Origin of the sequence: Streptomyces sp. NBC_00669 (assembly GCF_036226785.1) — a bacterium.
Taxonomy (GTDB): Bacteria; Actinomycetota; Actinomycetes; order Streptomycetales; family Streptomycetaceae; genus Actinacidiphila.
Genome location: NZ_CP109018.1, coordinates 866148 through 889204, shown reverse-complemented (window position 1 = coordinate 889204; position 23057 = coordinate 866148). Strand labels below are relative to the sequence as shown.

Genomic DNA, 23057 nt, shown 5'->3' with positions numbered 1-23057 from the left:
ATGCCGGTTGATCATCTCGCCCTCGCCCTCGCGGTCACCGTGCGCCATGACGGCCACGGCGGAGTCGCGGACGACCTCGCCGCCCCCGAGGGCCTGACCGCCTGGGTCCGGCAGCACGAGCGGGCGCTGGCGGAGTATGGCTTCGTGACGGCGGACGAGGGGGACGGGCGTGCGGACCCCGCCCATCCCGCTGTGGCCGCCGACCCCGCCGACCCCGCCGTGCTCGCCGCCGCCGTCGGCGTACGGACCGCGCTGCGGGCGCTGTTCGCGCGGGCGGTGCTTCCCGGCGCCCCCAGCAAGGCCGACGCCGGGCGGCTGCCCGACGCGGCGGCGGCCCTGGAGCGGCTGAACGCGGCCGCGGCGCGGGTGCCGGTCACCCACCGGCTCGCCTGGCCCGCCGACGGCCCGCCCGCCGCCGGCTACGCGGTGGCCGGCCGCCACACCCCGGCCGACCTGCTCGCCGCCGCGCTCGCCCGGGCCGGCATGGCCTTCCTGGCCGGCCCGGACCGCGCCCGGTTGCGGGCCTGCCCGGCACCGCGCTGCGTGCGCTACTTCGTCCAGGCGCACGCCCGCCAGGAGTGGTGCAAGCCCTCCTGCGGCAACCGCGCCCGCGTCGCCCGTCACCATGCCCGCCAGCGGGCCCGTACCGCCGACGACCCGAACTGACGCTCCACGCGGGCCCGTACCGCCGACGACCTGAACTGACGCTCCACGCGGGCCGGTTGAGCCGGACGTCTCGGGACTGATCACCGTCGCCGGAGCCGCGTCGACCGCGACGGCCCGCCCGTAAGGCCCGCACCGGTCCGACCGTACGACCCGCACCGCCCGCATGCACGACCCTCCCGCACCGCCCGCCCCCGACTCCCCATCCCTTTCATCCGCCCCCTTCGGTTACGCGCGGTAACGGGGGCGCACGCGGGGCGCATGGGAGCTTTGGCGGGGAGTGGGGCCCGAGTGGAGTGGTGACGGCCGGGAGGCCCGTGGGACAGTCGCGGCGGGCCGACCGGGAAGGCACCCGCCTCCCCCGCGGAGTCATGGGCTCCACCCTGCCGGTACGCCTCCTGCCAGTGGCGTACCGGCACGGTCGTTCCCCCTGACCGAGCGCAGCCGACGGCGTACCCTGTGGACCGATCGGACCGAGTGCGCCGGGCGCGCGCCCCGCCGGTCGGCAAGGGGGAGAGCATGGCTGGAGGGCCCGCCGGCGTCGCCCGCCCGCTGCTTGAGCGTGACGTCGAACTCGCCGCCGTCGACGAGGCGTTGACCGCCCTCACCGGAGTGGCGCCCGGCGCCTTACCGGAGCCGGCCGGCGGTCGGCTACGGCGGCGGGGCGGGCTGCTGGCGTTCGCCGGGCCCGCCGGGCTGGGCAAGACGACCCTGCTCGCCGAGGTACGGGCCCGGGCCGCGGACCGCGGCTGCACCGTGCTGTCCGCGCGCGGCGGCGACCAGGAGCAGCAGGTCGCCTTCCACGTCGCACGGCAACTCCTGCAACCGCTGCTGGCCGGCTCCACCGAGGCGGATCTGCGGGCGGCACTGGGCAGTTGGTACGGCATCGTGGGCCCGGCGCTGGGGCTGTGCACCGCGCAGGGCGCCGCCCCCGACCCCCAGGGGCTGCGGGACGGACTGGACTGGGTGCTCACCCACGTGGTGGTCCGGTACGCCCCGGTGGTGCTGGTGCTCGACGACGCGCACTGGGCCGACCCGCAGTCCCTGAACTGGCTGGCCGCGTTCGCACCCCGCACCGACGACCTCGCGCTGCTCGTCGTGGTGGCCTACCGCCCGGACGAACTGCCGCCGTCCGCCGAGGCGTTCCGCGGCCTGCCGGGCCGCGCCGGGCACCGTCCGCTCGGCCTGGAACCGCTGACCGCCGACGCGATCGGCCTGCTGGTGCGCGACCGGGTCGGCGCGCACGCCGACGAGGAGTTCTGCCGGGAGTGCTGGGCGGTCACCGCGGGAAACCCTTTCGAGGCGGTCGAGTTGGCCGCGAAGGTCCGTGACCGGGGGCTGCAACCCGACGGTGGCAGCGTCCACCTGCTGCGCGACCTGGTCGCCGCGGTGAAGGGCAGCGGCCTGGTCGCCCGGCTGGAGCGGCTCGGCCCCTCCACGGTCCGCCTCGCCTGGGCCGCCGCCGTGCTCGGCACCGAGATCCGGCCCGCGCTGGCCGCCGCCGTGGCCGGCCTCGGCACCCAGGAGGCCGCCGACTGCGCGGACCGGCTGCGGGCCGCGCGCGTCCTCACCGGCAGCCGCACCCTGGAGTTCGTCCACCCGCTGATCGCCACCGCCGTCTACCGGGCGATACCCGACGCGGTGCGGGTCGCCCTGCACGGCAAGGCCGCGTGGGCCGTGGTCGACGCCGGGCTCGGACCGACCGCGGCCGCCCGCCACCTGCTGGAGACCCACCCCGAGGAGGACCCGTGGGTGGTGCACCAACTGCGCGCCGCCGCCCGGGAGATCCTGCGGGCCGGCGCCCCCGAGGCGGCCCGCAGCTGCCTGGCCCGGGCGCTGCGCGAGCCCCCGCCGCCCGGCGAGCGCGCCGGCGTGCTCTACGAACTCGGCTGCGCCACACAGCTGCTGGAGCCCCCGACCACCGTCAACCACCTGCGGGCCGCCCTCGAAGAGCCGATCGACGACCCCGAACTGCGCGACGGCATCCTCTTCCTGCTCTCCCAGTCCCTCGCGCACAGCGACCGGCTCAGCGAGGCCGCCGACGTCGTCGGCCGGGCCGCCCGCACCGCCACCGGGGCACGCACCCGACTGCGCATGCAGGCCGAGCAGTTCATGTGGGACGCCTTCCGCTCCGACGAACCCGACTCGCCCGGCAGGTCCCGCCGGCTGGCCCGGCTCGCCGACCGCCTCACCGGCCGCGACCTCACCGAGCGGTACATCATCGGCCTGCGCGCCTGGGACGCCACCTTGCGCGGCGAACCCACCGGCACCGTCCTGCGCCACGCCGCCCGCGCCCTGCGCGGCGGCCTGCCCTGGGTCGACGAGGGCCGCGGCTTCGAGGTGCCGGTGCTGGTCGCGATGACCCACCTGTACGCCGACCGGCCCGAGCGCGCCGAGGAGCTGTTCGCCGAGGGCATCGCCGACTTCGAACGCCACGGCTGGCGCGGCGCGCACCTCTCCTTCGGGTACGTCCTGCTCGGCTACGTCCGCCACCGCTGCGGGCGGCTAGCCGAGGCGGAGGAACTGGCCCGCGACGGATTGCGGCTGGCCGAGCGGGTCGGCCGCGGCACCCCCGTGCAGTGGTACGCCGTCGGCGTGCTCGCCGGGGTGCTGATCGCCCGTGGCCGCCCCGAGGAGGCGGCCGCGCTCGCCGCCGACTACGACTTCGCCGCGCCCTTCCCGGCCGCCGTGACCTTTCCCGACGCCCAGGCCGTGCACGGCGAGATCCTGCTCGCGCTGGGCCGGTACCAGGAGGCCGCCGCGGAACTCGCCGCGGTCGGGCGGCGGCTCGACCCGCGCGGCATGCGCAACCCGGGCTGGTGCCCCTGGCAGCTCCACCTGGCCCTCGCCGAGGCGCACGTCGCCCCCGACCGCGCGGCGAGCACCGCGCTCGACGCGGTCGGCCGGGCCCGGCAGTTCGGTGCGCCGTCCGCGGTCGGGGGCGCGCTGCGGGTCGCCGCCGAGGTGATCGGCGGGGCGCGCGGCCTCGACCTGCTCGCCGAGGCCGTCGCCCAGCTGGAGGCGTCGCCCGCCGCCCATCAGCTCGCGGCGGCGCGGGTCGCCCAGGGCGCCGCCCTGCGCGCGGCGGGCCGCCCGGGACCGGCCGCCGACGCGCTGCGGCTGGGGCTCGACGGTGCGGTGGGCTGCGGCGCGGACGGCCTGGCGGGCACCGCGCGGGCCGAACTGGCCCGGCTGCCCGCACCGCTGTCCGTGCCCCTGCCTGCGCCGCTGTCCAGCCCGCCCGCCGCACCGCAGGCCCCGCCCGCCGCGGCACCGCGCGAGAGGTGAAAGACGGGCTCCCGCCCCGGCCGTGCCACCCCGTACGATGGCCGTATGTCCTTCCTCCGCCGCCGTAGCGCAGCCACGCCCACCGGGCCGGACTTCGACGTCCTCGCGATGGACCCGGGGGACTGGCCCGGCGACCTGGGCGCGGGGCTGCTGCCCGGTGCCGACGGGAGCTGCCAGGGCATCTACCTGCGGTACGACCTCTTCGGCGGCCGCGGCCCCGCGATGCTGATCGGGAACCTCCCCGAGGGCTCCCCGGCCCGCGAACTGGAGGAGGGCCAGGTGCCCTTCGAGGTGGCCCAGCTGCTGGCCGCGCTCGGCAACGACGAACCGGCCGAGGTGGTCGACGTCGAGGGCACCCCGGTGATGCTGGGCGACGGACCGCTGATCGTCCGCCGGATCAAGATCTCCGAGTCGCGGGTCGCGTGCGCGCAGTTCGACCGCAGCGACGGCGTGCAGGTCACTATCGCCACCTGGGACCGTCCGATCACCGACGACCTCTACCAGCTGCTCAAGCCGCTGCCCGCGGAGATGTTCCAGGCCGAGTGAACGCCCGGGCCGAGTGAACGCCCGGGCCGCGAGCCGGCCGGGCCGAACGACCGCATCCAGCCGCACCGAGCCGAACGACGTAAGGGGCGCCATCCCAAGGATGGCGCCCCTTACCTGTGTCACCTGCTCACCTGCTCACCGGTGTCACCCGTCGCCGCGGCCTCCCGGCCCGGCTACGGCAGCGCCGAGGGCACCAGCGCCACATCGGACGCGAGAACGTACTCCACGCGGTGCCCGAGCTGGATCTCGTAGTAGACGTTCTTGCCCCGCACCACCTGGTGGCTCGCCGGGTCGAAGGTCACCGAGTAGTAGTACTCGCCGTGCACCGCGCCGCCGACCACGTACCGCTGGCCGGCCGGGATGGAGTACGGCATCGGGGTGAGCGCCTGAACCGGCACGCCGGCCGGGAACGCGCTCGCCTCGGGGTAGGCGCGGCCGTAGACCGGGATGCTCGCCAGACCCTTCTTCGGGGTCACCACCAGACCCGTCGCGTCCACGGCCGTCGGGTTCGCCTTCGGGTTGTGGAACCACGCCTTCTGGCCGAGGTACCAGATCGCGGTCCAGTCGCCCTGCCGTCCGGCGACCGCGTACTGCTGGCCGGTGGACGCCCGCGCGCCCACGTCGTTGACGTCGGTGGTGCTGGCGCCCGTCGCACCGTGCAGAGCCACGTCCTGCACCAGCGGAGCGTCCTCGCTCGGCGCCGTGTACAGCCGCACCGCGTCGGAGCCGTGCGCCGGGCAGGTCGCGCCGGCCGTGGTGCAGCCGGTGTAGACCGGCTGGTTCGTCGCGTAGTCCGGGTCGATCGTCACCTCACCGCCCCACGCCCCCGCCGTCGGGTGGATCGGCGCGCCGAGCAGCGCCATGTAGTGGGCCCAGTCCCAGTACGGCCCGGGGTCGGTGTGCATGCCGGGAACGTAGGAACCCGTCGGACCCGGCACGTTGTCGTGGCCGAGGATGTGCTGCCGGTTCAGCGGCACGTCGTACTTCTGCGCCAGGTAGCGCACCAGCCGCGCCGACGAGCGGTACATCGCCTCCGTGTACCAGGCGTCCGGGTCGGTGAGGAAGCCCTCGTGCTCGACCCCGATGGACTTGGCGTTGGTGTACCAGTTGCCCGCCTGCCAGCCGACGTCCTGCGTCTTCACATGCTGCGCGATGTGCCCGTCGGAGGAGCGCACCGTGTAGTGCCACGCCAGGTATGTCGGGTCCTGCACCAGCTTCAGCGAGGTGGCCCAGGAACCCTCGGTGTCGTGGATGACGATCGTGTCGATCTTCTCGTCGTTCGGCCGGTCGGCGAGGTCGTAGTTGCCGTAGTCCCCGCCGCCGATCTCCTGGTAGGGCGCCGGCACCCACTCGCAGCCCAGCCCCGGCGGGCACTCGGTGCCCGCGTCGTTGTCCGCGCGCAGCCCCACCTTCGCGGCCTGGTCGGCCGCGGGCGCCAGACCGGGCACCGCCGCGAGCGCCACCCGCTGGCCGCTGTCGGTGGTGCGCGCCTGGCCCTGCCGGATCACGTCGAACACGTCGTCGGCGAAGGAGTCCGCGGTGTCCCGGTCGTCCGCGCCGGAGTAGCGCGCTACGGCGGCGTACCAGTCGGCCGGATCGGCGCTCAGCGGTTCGCCCAGCTCGCGCTGCTCCGCGGCCAGCAGAGCGGCGCCGCCGGCCACGTTCGCCGCCGGCGTGTCGCGCAGCTCGGCGGACGGCAGCCCGGTGAGGGTCGCCGCGCGCCGCACCGTGGTCAGGTTCGCCGGGAAGGCCGCGGTGGCCGGGGCCGCCGCCTGCGCGGGCGTGATCAGCGGGCGCGAGTCGTCGCCGCGCCCGTCGTCGCCCCCGTCGCCGACCTGCTTGACCGGGAAGTCGGTCAGCGCGGTCCGCGCGTCGGTCAGGTGCATCGGCCCGTAGCCGCCGGTGACGCTCGGCATGCCCTGGTGGCCGTCCCACCGGGACTCCATGTACGACACGCCCAGCAGCACGCTGCTCGGCACTCCGTACTTCCCGGCGGCGTCGGTGAACGCCTGCTGGAGCGAACCCGGCGCGGCGGCCGCGTGCGCGGTCCCCGCGCCGAACAGCGGCAGCAGCACGGCCGCCGCGGCGACCGCGACCGCGCTTCGGGCGCGGCGCCCGAGCGGCACGGATCTTCCAGGTGGGGACGGGGGAGCGGAACGCGGCACGAGGGCCTCCTCCGGATGGGGGGTTGCCGAGTTGATCGGTTCCCCACAGGTACCGGCCCTCCCGACGCCCCGTCAACCACCCGTATACGGCGCGTCTTCCGCACGTCAGGGCCGCGCACCCCGGGTTTCCGCGCCACGCGGCCGCCCACCTGCCGACCGCCAGAGGCGTACACCTGTGCACCCGCTGTGCTCCGTTTCGGCGGCCTGTCGACAATTCCCGCCGCGGGGCGGAGGCGTGGGCCGGTGTGCCGCGCCCAACTCGTTGGCCAAAGAGGCCGGCCGGCGTCGAGAATCCCGCCATGACCAACGGCAGCGACGACCCGGACCGCATCTTCGTTCGCAGCAGGTGGGGCGACAGGCGCTACGTCTACAACCCGTACAACCCCATCGGCCGCGCGCTCATCGCCGGGACCGTGCTGGTCGCGGTCGTCGCCCTGTTCCTGCTGCACCGCTCGTCCGTCCGTGGCGCTTCGGGCGACTGGAGCGAGAAGGAGTTGCGGAAGGCGGTGACGGCGGCGACGGCCGAGCTGGCGAGCGACGCCGAGTTCGGGCCCGGAAGCGTGGGCTACGAGGAGATCCTCCAGAGCGGGATAGCGGAAGCGGCCCACCGCGACGAGCGCGGCCTCACCGTCGCCCTCGCCTCGGCGCCCCCGACGTCGGCCCTGGTCGAGGGCGGTCCGGAACAGGCCGACTACACCGTCAGCGCCGACGGCACGGACACGCAGCTGTGCCTCGACGTCCACGCGCTGAAGCGCAGGATGGCCATGGGCTACGACTCCGTGACCATCTCCGTCGGCGAGGGGGCGTGCCCCGCCTCCTGACAGCCGCCCGCCCTGCCCGGCGGCTGTCCCGTCCGGCCGGCAGCCGCTACTGCGTGCCGACCGCCGCCCGCACCGCGCGCCTCGCCATCCCGCAGTCGTCGTGCAGCCGCCGCAGCAGCAGCCGCTGCTCCTCGCCCGCCTCGGCGGAACCCGGCGGGACCGGCCCGGTGGCCCGCATCGTCCGCTGCACGGCGGTCTCGTAGGTACGGATCTCCCGGGTCAGCACCAGCATCAGGTTGACCAGGAACCCGTCACGGGCCTCCGCGCCCTGGGCCTGCGCCTGCTGGCTGATCTGGCGCCGCGCGGCGGGATCGTCCCCGAGCACCGACCACAGCACCGCCAGGTCGTACCCGGGCAGGTACCAGCCCGCGTGCTCCCAGTCGACCAGCGACGGTCCGGCCGGCGACAGCAGCACGTTCGACAGGAGGGCGTCGCCGTGGCAGAACTGGCCCGGCGCGTGCGCCAGCCCGCGCAGCAGCTTCTGCAGGTCGCCCAGATCCCGGTCGGTGAGCAGGCCCAGTTCGTGGTAGCGCCCGATCCGCGCCGGGTAGTCGATCGGCGCGTCGAACGAACCGGGGGCCGGCCGCCAGGAGTTGATCCGCGAGTACGCCGACAGCGCGGCGCGCACATCCGCCCGGGTGGGCGCCTGCACGGGGTGCCGCTGCGGCGTGACCACCCGTCCGGGCATCCGCTCCATCACCAGCACGTAGCTGTCCGGGTCGGCGGCGATCAGCCGCGGCACCCGCACCGGCGGCCGCTGCCGGACGAACGTGCGGTAGGCCGCTATCTCATGGCGGAAACGTTCCGCCCAGGCGGGGGAGTGGTCCAGCAGACACTTGGCGACCGCCGGCGCCCGGCCGGAGGTGCCGATCAGCAGCGCGGTACGGCCGCCGCGCCGCAGCAACTGCACGGGGGCGAACTCGGGGCAGATCCGCTGCACGGCGGCCACGGCGGTGCGCAGCTGAGCCCCCTGCGGGCCGGTCAAGTCGATTCTCCCGCTGAGCGGATGGGCGCCGCCGGCCATGTTCCGCCGCAAGGCGGCCGGGCGCGGGCGCAGCACCGGCTCGGCGACGGAGGGGTGCGAGGGCCGGGGCGGGGCGGACACGGAGGACGATGCCGAATACATGAGTGGAAGCAGATCCCTTCGCGTGCCAAGGAGTTCCAGGGGCGCCGTCCCGGTCCGGTACCGCACCCTGGGGAATGCGGAACCGGGCCGGGGTGGCGCGTTCCTACCTGACACCCTGGCGCGGGTGGCAGACCATCTGGCGGACCCTGGCGAACCCTGGCGAATAGTCGCGAGGCGAATGTCACCGGGATTAGTGTCAACGTGCCGAGGAACCTGGGGGCTTGACGTGGGCAACGAAGCCAACACCCGACTCGCGGACCTGTTCGGCCTCACCGGCTGGTCCAAGGGCGAACTCGCACGGCTGGTCAACCGGCATGCGGCGGCCATGGGCCATCCGCAGCTGGCGACCGACACCTCGCGGGTACGCCGCTGGATCGACACCGGTGAGTCGCCGCGCGAACCCGTGCCGAGAGTGCTGGCCGCGCTGTTCACCGAGCGCCTCGGACGTGTCGTGACCATCGAGGATCTCGGCTTCGACCGGCGCCGGCAGGCGGGGAAGAAACAGATCGGCGACGGCCTGCCGTGGCCGCCGGAGCGAACCGCCGCGGTCCTCACCGAATTCACGGGAATGGACCTCATGCTCAACCGACGCGGACTGGTGGGCGCGGGCGCCGCGCTCACCGCCGGCACCGTACTCAGCACGGCCATGCACGAGTGGCTGCACACCGATCCGGCCCTGGCGGCCGACGCACCCGTCCTCGACGACCCGCTCGCGGTCGATCCGGTCGCGCACGACGTCTACGAGGCGGCCCCGATCGGCTCCCAGGAGATCGAGTCGCTGGAGCACTCGGTCGAGGTGTTCCGCGCCTGGGACGCCTCACGCGGCGGCGGGCTCCAGCGCAAGGCGGTGGTCGGCCAGCTCAACGAGGTCGGCGGCATGCTCTCCTACCGCCACCCCCCGCATCTGCAACGCCGGTTGTGGGGGGTGGCGGCCAACCTCGCGGTGCTAGCCGGCTGGATGTCGCACGACGTCGGCCTGGAGCCGACCGCCCAGAAGTACTTCGTGATCGCCGCGCACGCGGCGCGCGAGGGCGGTGACCGGCCGCGGGCCGGTGAGGCGCTGTCCAGGGCGGCCCGCCAGATGGTGCACCTGGACCGGCCCGACGACGCGATCGACCTGATGAAGCTCGCCACGTCCGGTTCCGGCGAGCAGACCCTGCCGCGTATCCAGGCGATGCTGCGCACCGTCGAGGCGTGGGCGCAGGCGTCGATGGGGCGCGGCCAGGAGATGCGGCGCACCCTGGGCGAGGCCGAGGAGCTCTTCGCGTCCGACGCGGGCGAGGAGCCGCCGCCGAGCTGGATGCAGAACTTCGACGAGGCCGACCTGCACGGCATGCAGGCGCTCGCGTACCGCACGCTGGCCGAGCACGACCCGTCGGCCGCCGTCCAGGCCCAACTGCACGCCAGGCGGGCGATCGACCTGCGCGGCGGCGGCCGCGAGCGGTCGATGATCTTCGACTACCTCTCGCTCGCCTCGGCCTGCTTCATCGCCAACGACCCCGAACAGGCGGACCGCTACGCCCGGATCGCGCTGTCGACCATCGGGCAGACCTCCTCGCACCGCACCTGGGACCGGCTGCGCCAGATGTACCGGCTCACCGCGCGGTACTCCGGGCAGGTCGAGATCCAGGAGCTGCGCCGGGAGATCGAGACGGCACTGCCGAAGCAGAAGGCGCCCCGGGAGGGAAAGGGGGCGAAGGAGCCCAAGGGGAAGAACCCGCAGACCCGTTCGGTGTGACGCCGCCGTCACGTCACACCGTTGTCGGGCAGCGGGAGAAACCCCTGTCCGTCATGTGCCCACGCCTCACGGCCGGTTGGTCATGAAGCCGTGTCGCCCTACGGCCCGTCGTGCGGTCCGGTGACCTCGCGGTCGCGTTCGAGTGATCTCACCTTCGGGTGATCGCTCGGGCGGTCAGGAGATCCTCGCGATCAGTACGCACGCGTCGTCCGCCCGGTCGGGGACGTCGAACTCCTCGGCCACCATGCGCAGGCAGTCCTGCGCGGACCGGGCCCCGTCGAACAGCGGTCCCATGGCGAGCAGGCGTTCGGCGCTGCCGCCGGCGGTCGCGTTGTGCGGGGAGCGGCTCGGCACCAGGCCGTCGGTGTGCAGCAACAGCAGGTCGCCGGGGAGGAGTCGTTCCCGCGCCTGGGCGTACCGGGCACCGGAGGTGGCGCCGAGCAGCATGCCGTCGGGCGAGTCGAGGACGCGCCCCGTCCCGTTGCGGAACAGCAGCGGGGCGGGGTGCCCGGCCTGCGCCCAGCGCAGCACCCGCTCACCGGGTTCGTACCGGCAGCACAGGGCGCTGCCGAGGGCGGGCTGCGCGGAGGTGTCGAGGAGTTCGTTGAGCGAGGACATCAGCGCGCCGGGCTCCAACCCGGCGACGGCCATGCCGCGCAGCGCGCCGAGCAGCATCGCCATGCCCGAAGTCGCGGCCACACCATGCCCGGTGAGGTCGCCGACCGACAGTAAGGAGGAACCGTCGGGCAGTTGCATCGCGTCGTACCAGTCGCCGCCGATCAGGCCGCTGGTCGCCGACGGGAGATAGCGCGCGGCAAGGTCCATCGCGGCGGGACCGCCCTCCTGCGGGAAGCGCAGGCCGCCACGCCACGGTGGGAGTACGGCCTCCTGCAGTTCCACCGCGAGCCGGCGCTCGGTCTGCGCGATCTGCCGCTGCCGCTCCAGGGAGTCGCGGGTCTCCCTGAGGGTGCGCTGGCTGCGCCGCAGATCGCTGACGTCGCGGATCACCGCCCACATCGCGATGGTGCCGCCGTCCGCGTCGAAGACCGGTTCGCCGACCATGTGCACGGTGCGCACGGAGCCTTCGGGCCGCACGATCCTGAACTCGCCGTCGATCGGCCGCCCGTCGACCAGGCAGCCGGTCACCATCTCGGAGAGCAGTTGCTGGTCCTCCGAGAAGAGCCATGACGGCAACTCGTCCAGGGTCAACGGTCCGTCCTTCTGGGCGCGGCCGAAGATGCGGTACAACTCGTCGGACCACTGCACCGCGTCGGTGAGCAGGTCCCACTGGGCGCTTCCGGCCCGCCCGAGCGCGCCGACCGCGACCGGGTCGGGCAGCGCGGAGGCGCCGATCGCCGCGTCGAGCGGTGACCCGGGCTCCCGCGCCGGCGCCTCGACCGGCACGTCCAGGTCGAAGCCCTCCCGCAACTGCCCCAGGTGGGTGCCCAGATCGTCGAGCTGGTGCACCGCGAGGTCGCACAGCGCACGCTGCCACCGCAGCCGCGGGTCCTCAGCCGCCGACACGCTCTCGCCGAGCACTTCGTCGACCCGGCTGCGCAACTGGCGCGCCTGGCTGATCAGAGCATCCACAGCCCCGGGACCCGGTGGCTGTGCTGCGGGGGAATCCGCGTGCGCGGGGGACGGCATGACGCACTCCGAGGGATGTCTGCGGGCAGCCGCTGGTGCGGCCGTGGCGGACGGTGGGACAGATGGACCAGTAACGACTGTTGCACAGCGAGCGATGGCTCGTAAGGGTTTCCGCGATACCCGATCCGGTGGTGCTTCCGGCATATGCCAAAAGCCCACACTTTCGTGTGTACTTCCTCCGGGCCGCCCAGCCGCGCGCGGAGCGCAACATCCGGTGCCGCGGGGGTACTTGGCGGCGGGATGGAGGCGGGCAGGCGGCGATCTCCCGGTGCGGCGGCACCGGACCGCGCTCAGGACGGGGTAAAGGGGCGCCCAGGCGGTACGCGGGACACCGGTCCGGCCGAGGAGACCACCCGGCGCGCTGTCGCGGAAGCCTCCTCAGAGCGGCGCGCCGGAGCCGGCACCGCACGCTGGGTCCCGTCAGTGCCGACGGCTGACCGCCGACCGCCGCCGACCGTGCGAGCAAAGGGGACGTCGATCGGCGGTACGGGCGCGCGACGCCATGCCGTACGCCCGGCCGGGCTCCTTGCCGCCGGGGGGCGGAGCGGAATCGTGCGGAGGTGGAACGGCGAGGGCGAGGTGCCGGGCGCGGCGCCGTTTCCGGTGCGGGCGGGGCCAGCCGCGCGTGCGGCCGTACGCCCGGCGGGGTTTGTTGCCGCCGGGGGGCGGAGCGGAATCGTGCGGAGGTGGAACGGCGAGGGCGAGGTGCCGGGCGCGGCGCCGTTTCCGGTGCGGGCGGGGCCAGCTGCGCGTGCGGCCGGCGCCCGGCGGGGCCTCGCGTCAGCCGGCGTTCACCCGGCGCTCAACCGGCCCCGGACCGCCGTCTGGACGTCCACTTCCTCCGCGGGGTCCGCGGCCAGCCTGCGCAGTTGCGCCAGCACCCGGACGTCGCCGGACGCGGCCTTCCGCGCCGCGAGCTCCCGCGTGCTCTCCTCGCAGTCCCACAGGCACTCCACCGCGAACCCGGCCGCGAACCCCGGATCGGTGGCGGCCAGCGCGTGTGCGGCGATCCCGCGCAACTGCGAGGACGACGTCTCCCGGTAGAGATGCCTGAGCACCGGCGCCGCGCGGCAAGCGGCGAGCCGCCCCGCGCCTTCGACCAGCGCGTCGAGCCCGTCGGCGTCGGCCCCGCCGGCCTGTACGGCCCGCCGGAGCGCGGCCAGCACGAGGTCGGCGTCGCGCGGCCCGCCGTGTCTGGCCAGAATCCGGGCGGCGGCGTACCCGAGCGGGTCGGTGCGCTCCGCCCACTGGCGCGCGTGCGCGGTCGCGTCGTCGTCGGCACGCCGCTCGAACGACTCGACGGCGGCCCGTACCACCCGCTCGTCCGCGGCGGCCGCGGCGGCCTCCAGGAGGGCGAACGCCTCGGGGTCGCGGCGGTCGACGAGGTGGCGCAGCGCGGCCGCGCGGGCGGCCGACGGGCCGTGCAGGGCCGCGTCCAGCAGCGCGGGGCGGTCCTCGGGCCCGGCCACCGAGGCGAGGCAGCGGGCGGCGGGCTGGTCACGGTCGAGCACGGGATACTGCGCGAGCCCCTGCTCGGCCCACTCCAGTACGGCCGCGACGCTCCACCCGGGGGTGGGTCCGGCGGACCGCATCTGCCGCTGCCAGCGGTCGAAGGACACCTGCTCGGTGGCCTTGCGGACCCGGGCGGCGGTGCCGGGCCGGGCGGCGTCCTCGGCCCACAGCTGCCAGGGCCGCGGTTCGTACGCCTCGCGGACGGCCCGCGCCAGCTCCGCGTCGCCCTCCTCGGTCTCCGGGAACCGGGCGACCACGGCGGGGCCGAGCGCGCGCAGGCCGGCTTCGTCGTCGCGCACGGCGAGCTCGTCCAGCGCCCAGGACCAGGAGCCGCCGGCCGCGGCGTAGCGGCGCAGCAGCCGCAGGGCGTCGCGGCGGCCGTACCCCGCCAGGTGCCCGAGCACGGACAGCGCCAGCCCGCAGCGGTGCTCGTCGGGGACGAGCAGGTCGTCGGGATGGAAGAGGTGCTGTTCGACCCCGTCGAGCGGGCCCTCGAGGTCGGAGTAGAGGCGGGCGTAGTACAGCGAGCGCGACTCGACCCGCCAGTCCAGGCGGGGGTCGCGCAGCACGCAGTGCTCCAGGGCGGCGAGGGCCTCCGCCCGCTCGGTCGCCAGGGCATGGAGGGGCCCGTCCCCGCGTCCTCGCTGGAGGAGGCCGAGAAGGGTGCCACTGGGCGCTATGTCTGGGTCGAACATGAGGTCAGCATCCGGTGCGGGGGGTCTCATGGCAACGGGATTTCCGTGGCCAGGCGTGTAACGCCGTCCGGCATCCTTACCGGCCACCGGGCTTTTATGCCTGGCGATCGAGTGGACTCCCATGGGGACGGGCGCCGGAAGCCTACCGACTCGCCCCCGCCGCTGTCGCTCCGCCCACCGCCGCCCGACCCTCCAGGCCGCGTCCGCAGTGCCGCGTCCGCCCGCTGTCCTCGACCGATGCCAGCGGTTCGTCGAGCGGCGTACGACGGCCATGACCTCTTCCTCGGGAACCGAGGCCCACGACACGTCGCCGCGCCACAGCGGCGCGCCGTCGCGATCCGGAGCCGGCCACACCGCCAGCAGCCGCCGCCGGTCCTTGTCCGTGCCGTGTATCCGGTGGTCCCGGACCTCGGACCAGGGGATGCGCCGCTCCCCGCTGCTCCCCGCGCCACCTCGGCGCCCGGATGCCCGCGGCGGAGAGCTCCGCCGGCCGGCCGAGCCACCGGCCGATCGCCGGCAGCACGCACGAGATCCCGACCACGGCCAGGCCCAGCGCGAGCAGGGTGCGGGTGAGCGGTTCGGTGAATCCGCCGTCGGCCTCGGGCCGGCTCGCTCCACCGGCCAGGGCGATCGCCACCCCGAAGCCGCGGGCAAGGAGGAGTAATCGGGACAGCGGGCGGGCGAACCCGCCGGAATATCCCAGCCGGACGGAACCGTCGTCCGGAGCTTCGTCGCCGTCCATGTCCGTGGACTCCCCGCCTCGGCCCCGTGCGGCACGTCCAGGATGCCCCTGGTAAGCGCTGAGGTGACTTCGGTCCCGGATGCCCTCCGGCCTCGGTCAAGACTCTGGCGGCCGGGGAGACGGCCTCGGCCAGCCGCCCTGGAGCGTACCGGCGCACCGGCCCGAAAGGTTCGGAAGGTTCGGAAGGTTCGGAAGGTTCGGAAGACAGCTTCTCACGGGGCGTTCCCCTTCGGGAAAGATCCACGTGGCCCTGACAACTCCCGGTCCGGCGACAACCACGGTATGAGAGTCGCCATCGTCACCGAGTCCTTCCCCCCGGACGTCAACGGAGTGGCCCACTGTGCCCTGCGCACGGCCGAGCACCTCGTCAGGCGCGGCCACGCCCCTCTGGTCGTCGCCCCCGCCGGCCCGCTCCTTCCCGAGCCCGGCCAGGACCCCTGTCCCGTCGTACGGGTGCCGTCGCTGCCGCTGCCCGGCTACCCGCAGGTGCGCGTCGCGCTGCCCGGCCGGCGTACCGCGGCCGCCGTGGCCGCGCACCGGGCCGACCTGGTCCACCTCGCCAGCCCCTTCGTCCTCGGCGTGCGCGGGATGGCCGCCGCCACCCGGCTCGGCGTGCCCGCGGTCGCCGTCTACCAGACCGACCTGGCCGGGTACGCCAAGACGTATCTGAGCACCGGCGAGGCCGCGGCGTGGCGCCGTATCCGCGCGGTGCACACCGCCGCCGCCCGCACCCTGGCCCCCTCCAGCGCCGCGGTGGACGCGCTCGTCCGGCAGGGCGTGCCGCGCGTGCACCTGTGGGCCCGGGGCGTGGACTCCCGGCGCTTCCACCCGGACCACCGCGACGACGCGCTGCGCCGCGAACTCGCCCCGCACGGCGAGCTGATCGTCGGATACGTCGGCCGGCTCGCCCCCGAGAAGCACGTCGACCTGCTCGCCGGGACCTGCGCGCTGCCCGGTGTGCGGGTGGTCGTCGTCGGTGACGGGCCGAGCGCCCCGGGACTGCGCGCCGCCCTGCCCGGCGCGGTCTTCCTCGGCCGCAGGACCGGCGACGAACTGGCCCGCCTCTACGCCTCCTTCGACGTCTTCTGCCACACCGGACCCTTCGAGACGTTCTGCCAGACCGTCCAAGAGGCGATGGCCAGCGGCCTGCCCGCGGTCGCCCCCGCCGCCGGCGGCCCGCTCGACCTGGTCGACCACGGCGCGACCGGCCTGCTGGTTCCGCCCCTCGACGGCGCCGCCACCGCCGACGCCGTACGGCGGCTCCAGGCCGACCCCGCGTGCCGCGCCCGCTTCGGCGCGCAGGCCCGCCGCGCCGTCGCCGCCCGTACCTGGGAGGCGGTCGGCGACCAACTCCTCGACCACTACGCCGATGTCCTCACCCGGCACGAGGCGGCGGCGGCATGAGCGGCCACGACCAGGCCGGCGCGAGCGCATACGGCGTGAACGGTACGAGCACGTACGGCGTGACCGGTGCGGGCGCTGTGCGCGGGAACGGCCCGGACCGTACGGGCCCGCTGCGGATCGTGCGGGTGGCGAACTTCGTGACCCCCGTCTCCGGCGGCCTGCGCACCGCGCTGCGGCACCTCGGCGAGGGCTACGCGGCGGCCGGCCACGAACCCGTGCTGGTCGTGCCCGGCGCCGAGCGGTCCGACGAACTCACCCCGCAGGGGCGGGTGATCACGGTGCCCGGCCCCGAGATCCCCGGCACCGGCGGCTACCGGGTGCTGGCCCGCCGCGCCCCGGTCGAGGCGCTGCTCGCGCGGCTGGCCCCCGACCGGCTGGAGGTCTCCGACCGCACCACGCTGCGCTGGACGGGGGAGTGGGCAAGGCGGCACCGGGTGCCGGCCGTGATGGTCTCGCACGAGAGCGCCGACGGCGTGCTCGGCACCTGGGGCGTGCCCGGCCCGCTCGCCCGCAGGTTCGGCGACGCCCTCAACCGCCGCTCCGCGCACGCCTACACGCGCATCGTGTGCACCACCGCGTGGGCGGCGGCGGAGTTCGAGCGGATCGGCGCCCGCAACGTCGTACGCGCCCCGCTCGGCGTGGACCTCGCCGCATGGCACCCCGGGCACCGCGACCCGCGGGTGCGGGCCCGGTACGCGCGGGACGGCGAGGTGCTGCTCGTGCTGTGCTCGCGGCTCTCCCCGGAGAAGCGGCCGGACGACGCCCTCGACGCGCTGGCCCACCTGCGCGGCCAGGGCGTGGCCGCGGCACTCGTGGTGGCCGGGGACGGGCCGCTGCGGGCCCGGCTGACCGAACGGGTGCGGGCGGCGCGGCTGCCGGTGACCTTCCTCGGCCATGTGGCGCGGCGCTCCGACCTCGCGGCGCTGCTGGCCACGGCGGACGTGGCGCTGGCGCCCGGGCCGGTCGAGACGTTCGGGCTCGCCGCGCTGGAGGCGCTGGCCTGCGGCACCCCCGTGGTGGCCAGCGCCCGCTCCGCGCTGCCTGCGCTCATCGGGCCGGCGGGCGCCGCGGCCACCACCCCGGCGCAGTACGCGGATGCCGTCCGGCGGCTGCTGGCCGTGCCCGCTCGGACCCGCCGCGCGACCGCCCGCGCCCGCGCCGAGCTCCACCCGTGGCCGGCGGCCGTCGCCGCGTTCCTCGCCGCCCACGACGCGCCCGTCCCGCACCCGGCCGGCACCGGATCGGACGCCTGGACGTGAGCACCGACCTGCCCATGTCGCGGCCCGGAGCGGCCACTTCGGGAGCGGACGTTTCCGGAGCGGGGACTTCCGGGGGCGCCCGGGGATACGCGCGCGGTACGGCGGCGCGCCGGGAGCCGGCCCTGCGGTTCGCGGTGCTGGGGGACTCGCTGAGCGAAGGGGTCGGCGACCCCATGCCCGGGGGCGGCTGGCGCGGCTGGGGCGCGTTGCTCGCCGAGGGCATCGGCGCCGGGCCGGGCGCCGTCGCCGTGGTCAACGCCGCCCGCAGCGGCGCCTGTTCGGGGGACGTGGCCGGGCGGCAGCTCGCGGTGGCCCTGGCGTGCCGGCCGCGCCTGGCGTCCGTGGTCGTCGGCGGCAACGACACGCTGCGCGGCGGATTCGCGATCGACCGGGTCACGGCCGACCTGCACACCGCGATCGGAGAGCTGCGCGCGGCCGGCGCCGACGTGCTCACCGCGTGCCTGCCCGACCCCGGCAGCGTGCTCGGCCTGCCCTGGCCGCTGGCCCGCCCGCTGGCCCGCCGTATGACGGCGCTCAACACCGCCGTGCACGCCCTGTCCGCGTACCACGGCGCCCTCCACCTGCACGCCGCGCACCGGCCCTGGTCCACCGCGCCCGGCACCCTCAGCGCGGACCGGCTGCACCCCAGCGAGAAGGGGCACCGGCTGCTCGCCCGTGACTTCCACGCGATCCTCGCCGCCCGAGGGCTCGCCGCCGGTCCGCCGCCACGGCTCGACCCCGACCGCCCGCCGCCCGGGCGGCGTGCCTCCACCTGGTGGATGGCCACGCGCGGCACCCGCTGGGTCGCCGACCGCAGCCGTGACCTCCTGCCCGACCTGATACGGCTCGCCGCCGAGGAGTACCGCCACGAAGTCCGCGGCACGGTGCCCCTCCTGGACCACGCGGCCCGCCGCGCCACCGAACGCGCCCTCGGCGCGGTGCTGCCCTCCTCCCTTACGGCAGGGCGCCCTTGAGCGGGGGTGGCGCTTCCGGCAGGTTGCGGGGCATCCGTTCTTCGAAGCCGTCCTGTTCGACCGGGTCGGTACGCTCGTCGTTCCCAAGTGGGTTCCCGCCGAGGGACGTTCGCGGGGCGCCGGATGGATCGAGCACGCGTTGCGGCAGCTCCGGCGCGACACGTCGGAGCCGCGGGTGCGGCGGGTCGGTCAGGCGCTGAGCGCGGCGGGCCGGCGTGCGGGCGTGGAGCGGGGCTGGTTCCGCGCCGACGCGTCGGCCGCGTCCCACCGCCGGGGCCACGACCGCCGGGTGGACGCCGCCGGCACCTTCCCCCTCGCGGACTGGCGCGAGGCCCTCGATATCAGCCTGACCGGGCACGCCCGCGGCAAGCTCCTCCCGCTGCCCGCCGAAAGCGGCGACGAATGACCCGGAAGAGCCGCCTTCAGCGGCGCCGTGCGGGGGTGAAACGGACGGGGGTGCCCGGGCGGGCCTGGGCGGCGGCGGGGAGGGCCGCGGCCGGGACGACACCGATGACCGGGTAGCCCCCGGTGGTGGGGTGGTCGGCGAGGAAGACGACGGGCCGTCCGTCCGGAGGGACCTGGACGGCGCCCAACACCATTCCCTCGCTGGGAAGTTCGGCATCCCTGACCCGTTCCAGGGGCGGCCCGAGGGTGCGCAGGCCGATCCGGTTGGACGCGGGGGAGACCTCGTAGCGGCCGCGGGCGAGCACGCGCGGCGCGTCGGGCGTGAACCAGTCGTCGCGGGGGCCGGGCAGCAGCGGAAGCACCAGTTCGGCGCCGAGCCCGCCGTACGGCAGCACGTCGCACGCACCGGTCAGGCCCGACGGGCGTGCTCCGAGGGGGAGTTCGGCGCCGTCGGCGAGCGGCGCGGGGCCGAGCCCCGACAGCAGGTCGGTCGCGCGGCTGCCCAGCACCTCGGGCACGTCCACGCCCCCCGCGAACGCCAGGTAGGCGCGCACGCCCAGGGTGGCCGCCCCCACGTCGAGAACCGCCCCCGCGGGCACCGGCACCGGCGCGCCCCAGGCCACCGGGCGGCCGTCCACCCGGACCGGGCAGGCCGCGCCCGTCACCGCCGCGAGCATCGGACGCGAGGCGCGCACTGCGCAGCCGTTCAGCGTCGTCTCCAGGCCGGCCGCGCCCGCGGGGTTGCCGACCAGGCGGTTCGCCAGCAGGTGCGCCGGCCGGTCGAGGGCGCCGGAAGCGGGCACGCCGAGGTGCGCGTACCCGGGCCGGCCGAGGTCCTGCACCGTGGTGAGGGCGCCGGCGCGGACGACGGTCAGCACGGTCGGGCTCGCGGCGGCGGTCATCGCGCGGCCGTGAAGCGTACGCCGGTGCCGGGCGCGAGCAGGGCCGCCGGCTCGCGCGCCGGGTCCCACAGCTCCGCGTCCGTCGTGCCGATGATCTGCCAACCGCCCGGCGACGCCCGCGGATAGACCCCCGCGTACGGTCCGGCGAGGCCGACCGACCCCGGGGGAACGGCCGTTCGCGGGGTGGCCCGGCGCGGCACCGCCAACTCCGGCGGCAGACCGGTCAGATACCCGAACCCGGGGGCGAACCCGCAGAACGCCACCCGGAAGGCGGTGCCCGTGACGGTTGCCACGACCTCCTCCCGCGACATGCCCCACATACCCGCGACCTCCGCCAGATCCGGCCCGTCGAACCGTACGGACAGCTCCACCGCCCCCGCCGCGGCGGTCGCCGGCGGCGGCACCTCCCAGCGCACCACGTCCGCCGCGAACGCCCGCGGGTCGGCCAGCCCGGCGACCAGCACCGTACGGGCCGCCGGCACCACTTCCGTCACCGCGCCCAACTCGCCTGCCGCGCGCCGCCGTTCCACCTCCGCGTGCAGGGCCTGCGCCTGCTCGCCGTTCTCCACCTCGACCAGCACCGCGGACTCCCCGGCCGGCAGCGCCCGCGCCCTCATCCGGACGGCCCCGCCCGTATCCGAACCCGAACCCGAGCCCGTATCCGTATGCGCGCCCGCGCCCGTACTCCCGCTCATGCGAACGCCTCCACCCGCAGCCCCGCGTCCTCCAGCGCGCCGCGCACCCGCACCGCCAGCCGGGCCGCGCCGGGGGTGTCGCCGTGCACGCACAGGGACCGCGCCGCGACCGCGACCGCCTCCCCGGTCAACGCCGCCACCCGGCCGTCGCGGGCCAGCCCGACCGAGCGGGCCACCACGGCGTCCGCGTCCTCCACCACCGCGCCCGGCTCGCGCCGCGACACCAGGGTGCCGGCCGCGGTGTACGCGCGGTCCGCGAACGCCTCGGGCACCGCCGCCAGCCCGGCCCGCTCCGCCGCCGCCAGCAGCCGGGAACCCGGCAGCCCCAGCACCGGCAGCGCCCCCGCCAGCCGTACGCCCGCCACCACCGCCTCGGCCTGCTCCGCGTCGTGCACCGCCCGGTTGTACAGCGCGCCGTGCGGCTTCACATACGCCACCACCGCGCCCGCCGCCCGCGCGAACACCTCCAACGCGCCGATCTGGTAGGCCACTTCCGCCGCCAGCTCGTCCGCCGGCACGTCCATCGCGCGCCGCCCGAAGCCCGCCAGGTCGCGGTAGGAGACCTGCGCGCCGATCCGCACCCCGCGCTCGGCGGCCAGATCGCACACCCGCCGCATCGTCGCCGGGTCGCCCGCGTGGAAGCCGCACGCCACGTTCGCGCTCGTCACGACCGCCAGCAGCGCCTCGTCGTCGGTCAGCCGCCAGCGGCCGAAGCCCTCGCCGAGGTCGGCGTTGAGGTCGATCGCCGCTCGCGCCACCGCGTCCTGCGCCATGATGATCCGCCCGGGTCCGTCGCCTGGCATCGGCCCGCCGATGCCCGTGGCACGATCATGGCAGCTCCCCGCCGCTTCCACCCGGCACCGCCCACCCCGTACGCATCCGTGCCGTTTCGTGCGTTGTCGGTGGCACCGCCTAATGTTGGGGCGTGACCACGACCGTCCCGCACCTTCCGCCGCAGCAGTCGCGGCAGCCGCCGCCGCAGCCGCTGCCGGGTGCGCCGCGCCCCGCGCCGGGCCCGGCGGCCGACGAAGGGCTGGCCCGCCGGCTGCGCGCGCTCGCCTGCACCGCGCCGCTGCACGACCTCGACACCCGCAAGGCGAACCTCGCCGGCGCGTACTCGGTCTACGCGATGGCCGAGGTGGCGCTGGCCGCGATCGACCTGGTCACCCTCAACATGGACTTCGACACCGGCGCGGACCACGACCAGATAGTGGCCAGACTGCTGCCCCGCGTCGCCGCCCAGGCCCCCACCCGCACCCTCGCCGAACACGAGCGGGTGGCCCGCTGGGTGCTGGAGAACCTCATCAACGTCGGCAGTGCCGACCGCGGGTTCCGCGCCGTCTACGGCACGTTCGGCGCGGACGGCGCGTACATCCGGCGGGACTACGACTTCAAGCTGATCGAGGAGGTCGCCGGCCCCGGCGGCAGCGTGTACCTGCGCACCACCGACGAGGCGGTCAACGTCCTGGTCGGCGCCCTCGACACCGACGTCACCAGCGCCCAGATCGCCGCCGAGGTCAAGCTGGAGGTGCTGATCAGCCGCGGCCGCCTCGCCGACGCCCAACTCGCCGCCGAGCAGGCCCGCTACCGCACGGTGCAGTACGCGGAAACCCTCCGCCGCACCCTGGAGGCCACCCGGCGCAACGTCCGCGCGGTCGACTGGCTGCGCCAGGTGCCCGACATGATCGCCGAGGCCCTCGACCACGTCGCCGACCGCTACCGCCACGAGAACGCGATCCTCACCAACATCCGCAAGGCGCGCGACGAAGCGGAGGAGCCCGAGCACAAGCGGCGCGCCGCCGAACTGGTGGACATCGTCAAGGACTGCATCCGCCGCCACACCCAACTCCAGTCCCGGCTGCTGGAGGCCGGGCCGCTCTTCCGCGCCGAGCAGGACCGGCAGGCGTTCGCCGCGCCGCCCGCCCGCGCCGGACTCGACCTGTACGGCCAGCTCGTCGCGCCCCTGCTGCCGCTGCCCGTCGAGCAGGCGTCCCGCGTCACCGACGCGTTCTTCGCCCGCGGCACCGGCCTGCGCACCCCAGGCGCCGTCCGCGTCACCGACCTGGTCGACCTCCTGCTCACCCCGCCGGTCGAACGCGACCACCTGGGCGCGGAGATGCCCGAGCCCGACCTGGTCGCCACCCCCGACGACTCCCGGTTCAGCGACGAGCAACTGGAGTCCGCGCTCGCCCTCCTCGACCTGCCGCACGACGCCCCGCGCCGGCTGTCGGGGCTGCTCGCCGAGGCCCGCCGCCAGGACCCCGACCTGCCCTACCTGGTCGCGCTCCTCGCCATCCACGCCGCGTCCCCACCGGTCGGCACCGCACACCGGCAGGGCGAGCCCCACCTGCTCTTCGCCGTGGACGACGGCACCGTGCTCGACGACCCGGAGTTCGGCGGCGCGGACCTCATCCTGGGGACCGCCCTGCTGGCGGGAGGTGCCGACCGTGAGGGGTGAACGCCGGGTCGGTCCGA

General features: G+C 75.7%; 17 protein-coding genes. 10 read left to right on the top strand and 7 right to left on the bottom strand.

Annotated elements, in window-relative coordinates:
- From OG896_RS03590 to OG896_RS03580, 3 genes are all read left to right on the top strand, one after another.
- Nucleotides 1-666, top strand: a complete 666-nt coding sequence (locus OG896_RS03590) for a CGNR zinc finger domain-containing protein (protein WP_329362284.1) — start codon at nt 1-3, stop codon at nt 664-666.
- 516 nt (nt 667-1182) lie between these two features.
- Nucleotides 1183-3951, top strand: a complete 2769-nt coding sequence (locus OG896_RS03585; RefSeq protein ID WP_329362283.1) for an ATP-binding protein — start codon at nt 1183-1185, stop codon at nt 3949-3951.
- Between the two features lie 45 nt (nt 3952-3996).
- A complete protein-coding gene (locus OG896_RS03580; protein ID WP_328472424.1) occupies nt 3997-4497 on the top strand; it encodes a hypothetical protein in 501 nt (166 codons plus the stop codon).
- 173 nt (nt 4498-4670) lie between these two features.
- Here the strand turns inward: OG896_RS03580 and OG896_RS03575 are convergent, their stop codons facing one another.
- A complete protein-coding gene (locus OG896_RS03575) occupies nt 4671-6623 on the bottom strand; it encodes an N-acetylmuramoyl-L-alanine amidase (RefSeq protein WP_329362280.1) in 1953 nt (650 codons plus the stop codon).
- Between the two features lie 338 nt (nt 6624-6961).
- Here OG896_RS03575 and OG896_RS03570 point away from each other — a divergent pair, with 338 nt between their 5' ends.
- Complete coding sequence (locus tag OG896_RS03570) at nt 6962-7483, top strand: hypothetical protein (protein ID WP_329362278.1); 522 nt, start codon at nt 6962-6964, stop codon at nt 7481-7483.
- Between the two features lie 46 nt (nt 7484-7529).
- On the opposite strand, the gene OG896_RS03565 is transcribed toward OG896_RS03570, so the two are convergent.
- Nucleotides 7530-8609: an aminoglycoside phosphotransferase family protein gene (locus OG896_RS03565; RefSeq protein WP_329362276.1), complete on the bottom strand. Its 1080-nt coding sequence runs from the start codon at nt 8607-8609 to the stop codon at nt 7530-7532.
- 226 nt (nt 8610-8835) lie between these two features.
- On the opposite strand from OG896_RS03565, the gene OG896_RS03560 reads away from it, so the two are divergent.
- Nucleotides 8836-10347 carry a DNA-binding protein NsdB gene (locus OG896_RS03560; protein ID WP_329362274.1) on the top strand — a complete coding sequence of 504 codons (1512 nt, stop codon included), beginning with the start codon at nt 8836-8838 and terminating at the stop codon, nt 10345-10347.
- Between the two features lie 174 nt (nt 10348-10521).
- Here the strand turns inward: OG896_RS03560 and OG896_RS03555 are convergent, their stop codons facing one another.
- The gene (locus OG896_RS03555) at nt 10522-11994 is read right to left on the bottom strand and encodes a PP2C family protein-serine/threonine phosphatase (RefSeq protein ID WP_329362272.1); all 1473 of its coding nucleotides are present in this window, start codon (nt 11992-11994) and stop codon (nt 10522-10524) included.
- A 791-nt stretch (nt 11995-12785) separates the two neighbouring features.
- Entirely contained in the window at nt 12786-14201 is a 1416-nt protein-coding gene (locus OG896_RS03550; protein WP_329362270.1) for a HEAT repeat domain-containing protein, read from the bottom strand.
- A 1024-nt stretch (nt 14202-15225) separates the two neighbouring features.
- On the opposite strand from OG896_RS03550, the gene OG896_RS03545 reads away from it, so the two are divergent.
- From OG896_RS03545 to OG896_RS03530, 4 genes are all read left to right on the top strand, one after another.
- On the top strand, nt 15226-16347 hold the full coding sequence (locus OG896_RS03545) for a glycosyltransferase family 4 protein (protein WP_329362268.1): 1122 nt from the start codon (nt 15226-15228) through the stop codon (nt 16345-16347).
- Nucleotides 16344-17606, top strand: a complete 1263-nt coding sequence (locus OG896_RS03540) for a glycosyltransferase (protein ID WP_329362266.1) — start codon at nt 16344-16346, stop codon at nt 17604-17606. The genes OG896_RS03545 and OG896_RS03540 overlap by 4 nt, the downstream gene beginning before the upstream one ends.
- Nucleotides 17603-18580 carry an SGNH/GDSL hydrolase family protein gene (locus tag OG896_RS03535; protein WP_329362264.1) on the top strand — a complete coding sequence of 326 codons (978 nt, stop codon included), beginning with the start codon at nt 17603-17605 and terminating at the stop codon, nt 18578-18580. The genes OG896_RS03540 and OG896_RS03535 overlap by 4 nt, the downstream gene beginning before the upstream one ends.
- Nucleotides 18581-18719: 139 nt before the next feature.
- Complete coding sequence (locus OG896_RS03530) at nt 18720-18986, top strand: hypothetical protein (RefSeq protein WP_329362262.1); 267 nt, start codon at nt 18720-18722, stop codon at nt 18984-18986.
- A 16-nt stretch (nt 18987-19002) separates the two neighbouring features.
- Here the strand turns inward: OG896_RS03530 and OG896_RS03525 are convergent, their stop codons facing one another.
- The 3 genes from OG896_RS03525 to OG896_RS03515 form a co-directional block, all read right to left on the bottom strand.
- On the bottom strand, nt 19003-19887 hold the full coding sequence (locus OG896_RS03525; RefSeq protein ID WP_329362261.1) for a biotin-dependent carboxyltransferase family protein: 885 nt from the start codon (nt 19885-19887) through the stop codon (nt 19003-19005).
- Nucleotides 19884-20504: a 5-oxoprolinase subunit B family protein gene (locus OG896_RS03520; RefSeq protein WP_329373661.1), complete on the bottom strand. Its 621-nt coding sequence runs from the start codon at nt 20502-20504 to the stop codon at nt 19884-19886. The genes OG896_RS03525 and OG896_RS03520 overlap by 4 nt, the downstream gene beginning before the upstream one ends.
- A gap of 74 nt (nt 20505-20578) precedes the next feature.
- Nucleotides 20579-21355: a LamB/YcsF family protein gene (locus OG896_RS03515; RefSeq protein ID WP_329373659.1), complete on the bottom strand. Its 777-nt coding sequence runs from the start codon at nt 21353-21355 to the stop codon at nt 20579-20581.
- A 152-nt stretch (nt 21356-21507) separates the two neighbouring features.
- Here OG896_RS03515 and OG896_RS03510 point away from each other — a divergent pair, with 152 nt between their 5' ends.
- Nucleotides 21508-23040, top strand: a complete 1533-nt coding sequence (locus OG896_RS03510) for a hypothetical protein (RefSeq protein ID WP_402448279.1) — start codon at nt 21508-21510, stop codon at nt 23038-23040.
- The last annotated feature ends 17 nt before the right edge of the window (nt 23041-23057 follow it).

Excerpts from the sequence above, each read along its gene's own strand:
- OG896_RS03580 (WP_328472424.1), top strand. The coding sequence starts at position 3,997 with ATGTCCTTCCTCCGCCGCCGTAGCGCAGCCACGCCCACCGGGCCGGAC.
- OG896_RS03525 (WP_329362261.1), bottom strand. The coding sequence starts at position 19,887 with ATGACCGCCGCCGCGAGCCCGACCGTGCTGACCGTCGTCCGCGCCGGC.
- OG896_RS03540 (WP_329362266.1), top strand. The coding sequence starts at position 16,344 with ATGAGCGGCCACGACCAGGCCGGCGCGAGCGCATACGGCGTGAACGGT.
- OG896_RS03590 (WP_329362284.1), top strand. The coding sequence starts at position 1 with ATGCCGGTTGATCATCTCGCCCTCGCCCTCGCGGTCACCGTGCGCCAT.
- OG896_RS03520 (WP_329373661.1), bottom strand. The coding sequence starts at position 20,504 with ATGAGGGCGCGGGCGCTGCCGGCCGGGGAGTCCGCGGTGCTGGTCGAG.
- OG896_RS03570 (WP_329362278.1), top strand. The coding sequence starts at position 6,962 with ATGACCAACGGCAGCGACGACCCGGACCGCATCTTCGTTCGCAGCAGG.
- OG896_RS03565 (WP_329362276.1), bottom strand. The coding sequence starts at position 8,609 with ATGTATTCGGCATCGTCCTCCGTGTCCGCCCCGCCCCGGCCCTCGCAC.
- OG896_RS03555 (WP_329362272.1), bottom strand. The coding sequence starts at position 11,994 with ATGCCGTCCCCCGCGCACGCGGATTCCCCCGCAGCACAGCCACCGGGT.
- OG896_RS03585 (WP_329362283.1), top strand. The coding sequence starts at position 1,183 with ATGGCTGGAGGGCCCGCCGGCGTCGCCCGCCCGCTGCTTGAGCGTGAC.
- OG896_RS03545 (WP_329362268.1), top strand. The coding sequence starts at position 15,226 with ATGAGAGTCGCCATCGTCACCGAGTCCTTCCCCCCGGACGTCAACGGA.
- OG896_RS03550 (WP_329362270.1), bottom strand. The coding sequence starts at position 14,201 with ATGTTCGACCCAGACATAGCGCCCAGTGGCACCCTTCTCGGCCTCCTC.
- OG896_RS03515 (WP_329373659.1), bottom strand. The coding sequence starts at position 21,355 with ATGGCGCAGGACGCGGTGGCGCGAGCGGCGATCGACCTCAACGCCGAC.